The sequence below is a fragment of the Streptomyces sporangiiformans genome (assembly GCF_005768555.2).
In the GTDB taxonomy this organism is placed as follows: domain Bacteria; phylum Actinomycetota; class Actinomycetes; order Streptomycetales; family Streptomycetaceae; genus Streptomyces; species Streptomyces sporangiiformans.
The window spans coordinates 1-8,229 of sequence record NZ_VCHX02000271.1; the positions used below are offsets into that span (position 1 = coordinate 1).

The following is an 8,229-nucleotide window of genomic DNA, read 5'->3' on the forward strand; positions in this document are numbered from 1 at the left end:
CCGCCTGCCGCCTGCCGCCTGCCGCCTGCCGCCTGCCGCCTGCCGCCTGCCGCCTGCCGCCTGCCGCCTGCCGCCTGCCGCCTTCGTGCGCTTACCGGAGCCTCGGTGAGCAGCGTCAGCCCAGCTGCCCGACCGCCTCCATCGCGATGTGCTCGAAGACCTTCTGGTCCGCCGCGAAGTCCGAGTCCGGGATGGGCCAGTGGATCACGATGTCCGTGAAGCCCAGTTCCTTGTGCTTGCCGGCGAAGTCGACGAACGCGTCGAGGGACTCCAGCGGTCGGAGACGGTCCGGGGTGAATCCGGTGAGCAGGATCTTGTCGAGCTCGCCGACGTCACGGCCGATCGTGTCGCACGCGGCGGCCAGTTTCTCGACCTGTCCGCGAATGGCTTGAACCGACTGCTCCGGAGTGCCCGTCTCGAGGAGCTTCGGGTCGCCCGTGGTCACCCACGCCTGTCCGTACCGGGCCGCGAGGTTCATTCCGCGTGGCCCGGTGGCGGCCACCGCGAACGGCAGCCGGGGGCGCTGGATGCAGCCAGGGATGTTGTAGGCCTCGTATGCCGAGTAGAACCGGCCGTCGTACGAGACGGAGTCCTCGGAGAGCAGCCGGTCGAGCAGCGTCACGAACTCGCTGAAGCGGTCGGCCCGTTCGCGCGGCGACCACGGCTCCTGGCCGAGAACGGTGGCGTCGAAGCCGGTGCCGCCCGCGCCGACGCCGAACGTGATACGGCCGCCGGAGCTGTCGTCGAGCGAGATCAGCTCCTTGGCGAGAGGGACCGGATGCCGGAAGTTCGGCGAGGTCACCAGCGTGCCGAGGCGCAGATGGTCGGTGGCGCCCGCGGCCGCGGTCAGCGTCGGCAGAGCGCCGAACCACGGCCCTTCACGGAACGTCCGCCATGACAGATGGTCGTACGTGTACGCCGTGTGGAACCCCAGCTGCTCCGCGCGCTGCCACATGGAACGCCCTCCCTCGTGCCAGCGGAGATACGGCAGGATCACGGTGCTCAGGCGCATACTCATGCCACCGAGCCTAAGCGCAACCGAGAAGCTGCCCGGCCCAGGTGCTCCGTGCGGCCGTCCGGGCACTGCGTGCGGGCCGCCCGGTCGTTTTCCCTGCGGAGCCGTCAGTGTGCACCGGGAAACCGCAGGTAGCGCGGCGGTACGGCGGCCGTGAGCCAGACTCCGTTGGCGCTGACCCGGAAGACGTGGCCGTCGCGGTGCATGGCGGCGGCGTCCACGGCGAGCACGACGGGGCGACCGCGGCGGGCACCTACGCGGGTCGCGGTCTCGCGGTCAGGCGAGAGATGCACGTCGTGCCGTGTCATGGGTTTCAGACCCTCGGCACGGATCGCGTCCAGGCTGCGGGCGACCGTCCCGTGGTAGAGGTACGCGGGTGGGGTCGCCGGGGGCAGGCCGAGGTCGACCTCGACGGAGTGGCCCTGGCTGGCACGGATCCGGGTGCCCTCGATCGCGAAGCGCCGCTTGTCGTTGGTGGCCACCACGTGATCGAGTTCCTCCCGCGTGAACCGGAAGCCGTGCGCGGCGGCCGCGGCCATCAGTGTCTGGATCTCCACCCAGCCGCCGTCGTCGAGCGTGAGCCCGATGCGCTCGGGCTGGTGCCGCAGATGCTTCGAGAGGTATTTCGACACCTTCACGGTGCGTCGTTCGTCCATCTCACCTTTCTTCATCTCCCCTTTATCCACCCCATCTTCGCCCATTTCGACAGGGTATCCGCGAGACGCTGATCACTCATTTGATGAAGGTTCGGAGGTTTGATCCACAGCGAAGTGCGTTATCCACAGGGGAAGTTGACGAGTCTGTGGACAACCCGCTGTTCGCCTGAGCGTTTTGGTCAGCCTTTTTATAGACCTTCATGGGATTTCATGGGATTCGCGTGATGTGCGGCACGTGCGCATCGTCCATCACAGCGGCGGTTCCATCCGTGCGATCGCGCGCAGGGCCCTCGGCGTGAACCGGGACATGAGGCGGCCGCCGCGTGCCTCGGGTGTCACGGCCACCACGGGCTTGTTGTGGACGACGGCGCGCAGCACGGCGTCGGCGACCTTCCCCGGAGGGTAGTTGCGCAGCCTGTAGATCCGGGCGGTCTTCTTCCGGAGGCGTTTCTCCTCGTCGGCGTCGACCCCCGCGAAGCGCGCCGTCGACGTGATGTTGGTGTTGACGAAGCCCGGGCAGATCGCGGAGACCCCGATTCCCTGGCCCGCCAGCTCCGCGCGCAGGCACTCGCTGAGCATCAGCACCGCAGCCTTGGACGTGCTGTAGGCGGGCAGTGCCTTCGAGGGCAGGTACGCCGCCGCCGACGCGGTGTTGACGATGTGGCCGCCCTGCCCCCGCTCGGCCATCTGCCTCCCGAAGAGCCGGCAGCCGTGGATCACCCCCCACAGGTTGACGTCGAGGACCTGCTTCCAGTCCTCCGGGGTGGTGTCGAAGAACGAGCCGGAGAGCCCGATCCCGGCGTTGTTCACCAGCACGTCCACCACCCCGTACTCGGCGGCGACTTTCCCGGCGAGCTGCTCCATGGCCTGCCCGTCACCGACGTCGACCGTCTCGGCCCACGCCTCGGGGGCGCCCAGCAGACGGGACCGCTCCGCGGTGCGGACCGCGCTCTGCGTGTCCCGGTCGACGGCCACCACGCGCGCGCCGGCCTCGGCGAACGCCAGGGCCGTGGCCCGCCCGATGCCGCTGCCCGCGCCGGTGACCAGCACGAGCTGTCCGCCGAAGCGGTCCGCGTGGGTGCCGGTCGCCACCGGGACGGGCCGTCCGCCCTCGGTGGACGTCACGAACTCGGTGATCCAGGAGGCCAGTTGATCCGGCCGGGTACGGGGGATCCAGTGCTTTGCCGGGAGCGTGCGGCGCACCGACTGCGGGGCCCACCGCTCCAGCTCGTCGTAGAGCCGCTCCGACAGGAAGGCATCGTCCAGGGGCGTGATGAGCTGCACGGGCGCGTGTGCGTACGCGTCGACGCGCGGACTGCGCAGGCGCGCCCGTACGTTGTCCCGGTACAGCCAAGCCCCGTGTGCCGCGTCCGAGGGCTGCGACGGCGTGGGGTAGCCGTCCGCGGGCAGCTTCTCGGCCCGTCGCAGGATCTTCGGCCAGTGCTTGCCGAGCGGGCCGCGCCAGGCCAGCTCGGCCAGGGCGGGCGCGTGCAGCAGGTACACGTACCAGGACTTGGCGCCCTGGCCGAGGAGCTGACCGACCCTGCGGGGGGTCGGACGGGTCATGCGCGTCTTGATCCAGTGCCCGAAGTGGTCGAGGGACGGGCCCGACATCGACGTGAAGGAGGCGATCCGCCCCTCGGTGCGCCTGACCGTGACGAACTCCCAGGCCTGCACCGAGCCCCAGTCGTGCCCCACCAGGTGCACCGGCCGGTCCGGACTGACCGCGTCCGCGACGGCGAGGAAGTCGTCCGTCAGCTTCTCCAGCGTGAAACCGCCGCGCAGCGGCCGCGGGGCCGTCGACCTGCCGTGCCCCCGCACGTCGTACAGCACCACATGGAAGCGCTCTGCGAGGCGCCTCGCGACCTCCGACCAGACCTCCTTGGAGTCCGGATAGCCGTGCAGGAGCATCACCGTGGGCTGCGTCTCGTCTCCCAGCTCGGCGACGCACAGCTCGATGCCGCCCGTGCGTAACCGGCGCTCGCGCGCGTACTTGAGTGAAGCTGAGGTCATGCCACCGTCCCGTTTCCACGCTGATTGCGGTACGCGTTCGTAACTTGACACTGACGAAGGTGACAATGGGGCAGCGGCCGCGTCAATAGGGCCGTGTGAGGCCTGTGGACAACCGGTCCGATGTGGAGACCGCCGGTTGTTCGACTTCAGGTGGACCCTTACGGGCTCGTACGACTGGAGAGTGATACCGATACAGCTCCCTGGGCTGACGCCCGCTGTGGCCTGCGCCACTACCTTCGAAGCGTGACTGTGATCGCGACCGAAAGCCTGAGCAAGCGGTTCCCCAGGGTGACCGCGCTTGACCGGCTCTCCGTGGATGTCGGGCCCGGTGTGACGGGACTCGTCGGGGCCAACGGAGCCGGCAAGTCCACACTGATCAAGATCCTGCTGGGTCTGTCCCCCGCCACCGAGGGCCGCGCGGAAGTGCTCGGCCTCGACGTCGCCACCAAGGGCGGCGCCATCCGCGAGCGGGTCGGTTACATGCCCGAGCACGACTGTCTGCCGCCCGACGTCTCGGCCACCGAGTTCGTCGTCCACATGGCGCGCATGTCCGGCCTGCCCCCGACAGCGGCGCGCGAGCGCACCGCCGACACGCTGCGCCACGTCGGCCTGTACGAGGAGCGCTACCGCCCGATCGGCGGCTACTCGACCGGTATGAAGCAGCGCGTGAAGCTCGCGCAGGCCCTCGTCCACGACCCCCAGCTGGTCTTCCTCGACGAGCCGACCAACGGCCTCGACCCGGTCGGCCGCGACGAGATGCTGGGCCTGATCCGCCGCATCCACACCGACTTCGGCATCTCTGTCCTGGTGACCTCGCACCTGCTGGGCGAGTTGGAGCGCACCTCCGACCACATCGTCGTCATCGACGGCGGCAAGCTCCTGCGGTCCAGCTCCACCACGGACTTCACCCAGACCACGACGACCCTCGCCATCGAGGTCACCGACAGCGACGAACACCCGGACGGCACCCGCGCGGTGCGCGAGGTGCTGCTCGCGCGCGGGATCGACACGCACGACGGCAGCGGACTGCCGGGCGCGGGCCACATCCTGCTGCTCACGGCGGAGGGCGAGCAGACGTACGACCTCGTACGCGACGTCGTCGCCGATCTCGGCCTGGGCCTGGTCCGCATGGAACAGCGCAGGCATCACATCTCGGAGGTCTTCAACGACACCGACGAAGCGCGGGACGACCAGCGGAAGGAGGCGGTCGGCCATGGCGGTTGAGCAGACCCCGGCCCGGGCCGGCGAGCAGACCCGTATCCACAACATCGGCTACCGCAACTACGACGGCGCGCGCCTGGGACGCGCGTACGCCCGCCGCTCGCTCTACTCGCAGTCCCTGCGCGGCGCGTACGGTCTGGGCCGCTCGGCCAAGTCCAAGGTCCTGCCGATGCTGCTCTTCGTGGTGATGTGCGTGCCCGCGGCCATCATGGTGGCCGTCGCGGTCGCCACCCAGGCGAACGACCTGCCGACGGACTACACCCGTTACGCGATCTTCCTGCAGGCGGTCATCGGCCTGTACGTGGCCTCGCAGGCGCCGCAGTCCGTCTCGCGCGACCTGCGCTTCAAGACCGTTCCGCTGTACTTCTCGCGCCCCATCGAGACCGTCGACTACGTCCGCGCCAAATACGCGGCGCTGGCCTCGGCGCTGTTCATCCTCACGGCCGCACCGCTGCTCGTGCTCTATGTGGGCGCGTTGCTGGCCAAACTCGACTTCGCGGACCAGACCAAGGGATTCGCACAAGGGCTCGTCTCCGTGGCACTGCTTTCTCTGCTCTTCGCCGGCATCGGCCTGGTCATCTCGGCGGTCACCCCGCGCCGCGGCTTCGGCATCGCGGCCGTCATCGCCTCGCTGACCATCTCCTACGGGGCGGTGTCCACCGTCCAGGCCATCGCGTTCGACCAGTCCAGCACCGGTGCGGTCGCCTGGCTCGGCCTCTTCTCGCCCATCACGCTCATCGACGGAGTGCAGACCGCCTTCCTCGGAGCCTCGTCCTCCTTCCCCGGAGGCGCGGGCCCCTCGAACGGCGAGGGCGTCGTCTACCTCCTCGTCGTCCTGGGCCTCATCGCCGGATGCTACGGCCTCCTGATGCGCCGCTACCGAAAGGTCGGACTGTGACCACGCTCAACATCGACCATGTCTCACGCTGGTTCGGCAACGTGGTCGCCGTCAACGACATCACCATGACGATCGGCCCCGGCGTCACCGGCCTGCTCGGCCCGAACGGCGCCGGAAAGTCCACCCTCATCAACATGATGGGCGGCTTCCTGGCCTCCTCCACGGGCTCCGTCACGCTCGACGGACAGCCGGTCTGGCGCAACGAACAGATCTACCGGCAGATCGGCATCGTCCCCGAGCGGGAGGCGATGTACGACTTCCTCACAGGCCATGAATTCGTCGTCGCCAACGCCGAGCTGCACGGTCTCGGCAAGAAGGCCGCCCAGAAGGCCCTCGCCACGGTCGAGATGGAGTACGCGCAGGAGAGGAAGATCCAGACGTACTCCAAGGGCATGCGGCAGCGCGTGAAGATGGCCTCCGCACTCGTCCACGACCCGTCCGTGCTGCTGCTCGACGAGCCCTTCAACGGCATGGACCCGCGTCAGCGCATGCAGCTCATGAACCTGCTCCGGCGCATGGGCGACGAGGGCCGCACGGTGCTGTTCTCGTCCCACATCCTCGAAGAGGTCGAGCAACTCGCCTCGCACATCGAGGTGATCGTCGCCGGACGGCACGCCGCCAGCGGCGACTTCCGGCGCATCCGCCGCCTGATGACCGACCGCCCGCACCGCTACCTCGTGCGCTCCAGCGACGACCGCGCGCTCGCGGCCGCGCTCATCGCCGATCCGTCGACCGCCGGCATCGAAGTGGACCTCCAGGAGGGCGCGTTGCGCATCCAGGCGGTCGACTTCGGGCGGTTCACGACGCTGCTGCCGCGGGTGGCCCGGGACAACGGCATCCGGCTGCTCACGGTCTCGCCGTCCGACGAGTCCCTCGAATCCGTCTTCTCGTATCTCGTCGCGGCGTAGGAGGCCGAATATGTACGACCCCACAGTCGCCCGGCTCACCTACCGTGGCCTGCTCGGCCGCCGCCGGGCTCTCATCCTGGGCGCGCTGCCCGTCCTGCTGATCATGATCTCGATCGCGGTACGCGTCTTCGCCGGCACCGACGACCAGGTGGCCTCCGACGTCCTCGGCGGGTTCGCGCTCGCCACCATGGTGCCCATCATCGGCGTCATCGCAGGGACGGGCGCGATCGGGCCCGAGATCGACGACGGCTCGGTGGTGTACCTCCTCGCCAAGCCGATCAAGCGCCCCACGATCATCTTCACCAAGCTGATCGTCGCCATCGCGGTGACCATGGCGTTCTCGGCGATCCCGACGTTCCTCGCGGGGCTGATCCTCAACGGCAACGGGCAGCAGATCGCCGTCGCGTACACCGTGGCCGCGCTGGTCGCCTCCATCGCGTACGCCGCCCTCTTCCTGCTGCTCGGCACGGTCACGCGGCACGCGGTGGTCTTCGGGCTCGTCTACGCCCTCGTCTGGGAGGCCCTCTTCGGGTCGCTCGTGTCCGGCGCGCGCACGCTCAGCGTCCAGCAGTGGTCGCTCGCCGTGGCCCACAAGGTCACGGGCGGGGACCTTGTCACCTCCGACGTCGGGCTGACCACGGCGACGGTGCTGCTGGTCGCGGTGACCGTGGCCGCGACGTGGTTCGCGGGGCAGAAGCTGCGCACGCTGACACTGGCCGGGGAGGAGTGACGGCTCCTTGATGCCGGCTTCACACGCGTAACGGCACACTTGCTCAAGGGGATGCACAGCGAGGAGGACGGGGATGGCAGGGCAGGCACCGCGCGACGATCATGGCGAGTCCGAGGGCATCTGGGACGACCTCGTCCTGGACGAGGACTTCATACGGTCCGCCGAGACGGCCGAACCGTCGGCGCGTGCCCGCATGCTGGCGGCCCGCTGGCGCGACGAAGGTCCCGAACCGCAGCCCTGGCGGTCCGACGAACCTCCCGCGGGATGGTTCTTCAGCAAGGCACGCCGTCGCAGGTGGCGCCGCCGGTAGCCGTCCCCCGGCGCGCCCCGTTTCCCGGCGCATTGTTGCCCGGACGCCCCGTTTATTCGGTGGCGTCCGACCCTGCGCACGGGCAGAGTGGTGACGTCCGAGTCGCCGGGTCCGCCGGCGCCGCATGCTGGGAGAGGAGCGCGACGATGCCCATCAGTAGCAGTTCGTCGAGTTCCCGACAGGGCAGCCCGCAGCGGCCTCCGGAGTAGCTACCGCTCCGTCGAGTCCGCCCCGCACGGGGACTGCCCGGGACGGCCGCTTCGAGCGCGCATCTCGCGCGGGCCGTCTTCCCGGAGGATTGGCCGAGCGGTAAGGCACCGGCTTGCTAAGCCGTGGTCGGGGGGCCACCCCGCGCGCGTTCGAATCGCGCATCCTCCGCCAGACGCTGTCGCTTTGACTCAGCGGGTTTTGGCCGCCGCTTCGTGGCGATTTTTTCACCCCACCCCCGGCCTGTCCGCCCTCAAAAGGGCGGACAGGC

General features: G+C 69.3%; 8 protein-coding genes and 1 tRNA gene. 6 read left to right on the forward strand and 3 right to left on the reverse strand.

The genetic code is table 11. From position 1 onward, the window contains the following. Positions 1 to 115: 115 nt before the first annotated feature. The 3 genes from FGD71_RS35815 to FGD71_RS35825 form a co-directional block, all read right to left on the reverse strand. Complete coding sequence (locus FGD71_RS35815; protein WP_119104720.1) at positions 116 to 1,018, reverse strand: LLM class flavin-dependent oxidoreductase; 903 nt, start codon at positions 1,016 to 1,018, stop codon at positions 116 to 118. 104 nt (positions 1,019 to 1,122) lie between these two features. Further along, positions 1,123 to 1,671, reverse strand: a complete 549-nt coding sequence (locus FGD71_RS35820; protein ID WP_119104727.1) for an RNA 2'-phosphotransferase — start codon at positions 1,669 to 1,671, stop codon at positions 1,123 to 1,125. Between the two features lie 249 nt (positions 1,672 to 1,920). Further along, a complete protein-coding gene (locus FGD71_RS35825; RefSeq protein WP_119104721.1) occupies positions 1,921 to 3,684 on the reverse strand; it encodes an SDR family oxidoreductase in 1,764 nt (587 codons plus the stop codon). A gap of 249 nt (positions 3,685 to 3,933) precedes the next feature. Here FGD71_RS35825 and FGD71_RS35830 point away from each other — a divergent pair, with 249 nt between their 5' ends. The 6 genes from FGD71_RS35830 (at position 3,934) to FGD71_RS35855 (ending at position 8,132) form a co-directional block, all read left to right on the forward strand. Next, on the forward strand, positions 3,934 to 4,908 hold the full coding sequence (locus tag FGD71_RS35830; protein ID WP_119104722.1) for an ABC transporter ATP-binding protein: 975 nt from the start codon (positions 3,934 to 3,936) through the stop codon (positions 4,906 to 4,908). Beyond that, entirely contained in the window at positions 4,898 to 5,803 is a 906-nt protein-coding gene (locus tag FGD71_RS35835; RefSeq protein ID WP_119104723.1) for an ABC transporter permease, read from the forward strand. Before FGD71_RS35830 ends, FGD71_RS35835 begins: the two co-directional genes overlap by 11 nt. Beyond that, positions 5,800 to 6,711, forward strand: a complete 912-nt coding sequence (locus tag FGD71_RS35840; protein WP_119104724.1) for an ABC transporter ATP-binding protein — start codon at positions 5,800 to 5,802, stop codon at positions 6,709 to 6,711. Before FGD71_RS35835 ends, FGD71_RS35840 begins: the two co-directional genes overlap by 4 nt. Before the next feature lie 10 nt (positions 6,712 to 6,721). After that, positions 6,722 to 7,441, forward strand: a complete 720-nt coding sequence (locus FGD71_RS35845; RefSeq protein WP_119104725.1) for an ABC transporter permease — start codon at positions 6,722 to 6,724, stop codon at positions 7,439 to 7,441. A 73-nt stretch (positions 7,442 to 7,514) separates the two neighbouring features. Then, positions 7,515 to 7,751: an SGM_3592 family protein gene (locus tag FGD71_RS35850; RefSeq protein ID WP_119104726.1), complete on the forward strand. Its 237-nt coding sequence runs from the start codon at positions 7,515 to 7,517 to the stop codon at positions 7,749 to 7,751. A 292-nt stretch (positions 7,752 to 8,043) separates the two neighbouring features. Next, positions 8,044 to 8,132 (forward strand) — tRNA-Ser (locus tag FGD71_RS35855). The last annotated feature ends 97 nt before the right edge of the window (positions 8,133 to 8,229 follow it).